Here is a 1,619-nt window from a genome sequence, read left to right on the forward strand (position 1 = left end):
GGTCCGTTCAGCCGTCTCGGCGCGCCGGCCGCGCCGGCGACTCCGCCGCCGATGGCTCCGCCGCCCGCGCCCCGCGCCGCGGCCACGCCGCCGAGCTTCTCGCCGCCGGCCAACAATTCCAATCCGGCGCAGACCGCAGTGCTGCCCCCGGCCATGCCGGCGGCCGACGCCTACTCCTCGCCCTATGCCGCGCCCGACGCGCCGCTCGTGCGCAGTGGCGACATGATCGAGGCCGGCATGCCGCTGCCGCCGGGCGAAGCGATCCACGCCGGTTTCTGGCGCCGCTTCGCGGCCTATACCCTGGACAACCTGATCCTGCTGATCCCGGGATTCGTCATCAACCTGATCCCGTTCCTCGGCATCGTGCTGTTCTACGTCGGCCGCTGGCTCTACTTCGCGATGATGGAGAGCGGTCCGAACCAGGCCACGCTCGGCAAACAGGCCTTCGGCCTCAAGGTCACCGACGACTACGGCCAGCCGGTGACGTTCGCGCGCGCGACCGGCCGCTACTTCGGCGGTGCCGTGTCGAACATCATTCTCTACATCGGCTACATGATGGCCGGCTTCACCGAGCGCAAACAGGCGCTGCACGACCTCATGGCCAGCACCTGCGTGGTGTTCAACACGGTGGAACCGGGCCAGGAGCACGAGCTCGAGCGTCCGCCGATGCCATGGTACGGCTGGGCCATCAACGTCGGCATCATCGCGCTCAGCGTCATCGGCATCATCTTCTGGTCGATCGCGATGGCGACCCTGTTCAGCAACTACAAGCCGAACTGACCGGCTGCCGCGCGGCGTTCGGCGAACGCCGCCCGCGCAAACGAAAAACCCCGGCTTGAGCCGGGGTTTTTTCATTGCTGCCGAATCGTGCGGCGGAGCTTCAGCCGAATTTGAACAGCGCCGGCTTCCAGGCACCGCCGCTGCCGCTGTAGGAGTCGCGGCGGCGGCGGCGCATGCGGTCCTGCAGCTCCTCGCGGCGGCCTTCGAGCCACTGCGCGCGCTGCACTTCGTGGCTGGCCGGATCGACGCCGAGACGCGCCGCTTCGGCATTGCGGAAATCGCAGAAGTCGTCGTAGGCGTCGAGCTCGTGCTTGAGCTCGCGCACGCACAGCTCGATCATGATCGCGTCGTCGAGGAAGCCGAGCACCGGCACGGTGTCCGGGATCACGTCCTTGGGATCGGCGAAATAGGTCAGCGCCGACAGCACGCGGCTCTTGTCGTCCTCGGGCAGCGCCCAGCCGGCGTCGTGGACCATGGCGATCATCGCGTCGAGCTTGGCCAGACGTTCGGCGATGAAGTGCGGAACCTGCACGTTGCTCGAATCGGCCAGCAGCTTGCGCGCCGCGTCGGTGACCTGCTGCGCCGTGAGGTGCTTGGTCTCCTCCTGCGCCTTCTTCATGCCGTCGATGAAATGTTGCAGATCGGCGTCGCCGAGTTCGATCGTGATGGTCAGAGACATGGCTGGTCTTCAGCTAAGCGGGAGACTTCGCAGACTAGCCAGTGCGGGGTCGCGACGTCAATTGAAGCGTGGCGCCGCGCGCAGGCTTGCCAAACGACGCTGCGGGTGGCGGCCCGGCCCAGCCGGCGCGCCGGCTGCGACCCGCGGCGGAGCGCCGGCC

The 1,619-nt window shown here is 68.0% G+C and carries 2 protein-coding genes; one reads left to right on the forward strand and one right to left on the reverse strand.

The annotated features are described in order from the left end of the window. Positions 1–780: RDD family protein (locus NON22_RS24060; RefSeq protein ID WP_257389516.1), on the forward strand; the 780-nt coding region annotated here is incomplete at its 5' end. Between the two features lie 100 nt (positions 781–880). Here the strand turns inward: NON22_RS24060 and NON22_RS24065 are convergent. Continuing rightward, positions 881–1,459, reverse strand: a complete 579-nt coding sequence (locus tag NON22_RS24065; protein WP_257389517.1) for a YkvA family protein — start codon at positions 1,457–1,459, stop codon at positions 881–883. Between the last annotated feature and the right edge of the window lie 160 nt (positions 1,460–1,619).

It is taken from the genome of Tahibacter caeni (genome assembly GCF_024609805.1).
In the GTDB taxonomy this organism is placed as follows: domain Bacteria; phylum Pseudomonadota; class Gammaproteobacteria; order Xanthomonadales; family Rhodanobacteraceae; genus Tahibacter; species Tahibacter caeni.

Coding starts and splice junctions, on each gene's coding strand:
- NON22_RS24065 (WP_257389517.1), bottom strand. CDS start 1,459: ATGTCTCTGACCATCACGATCGAACTCGGCGACGCCGATCTGCAACAT.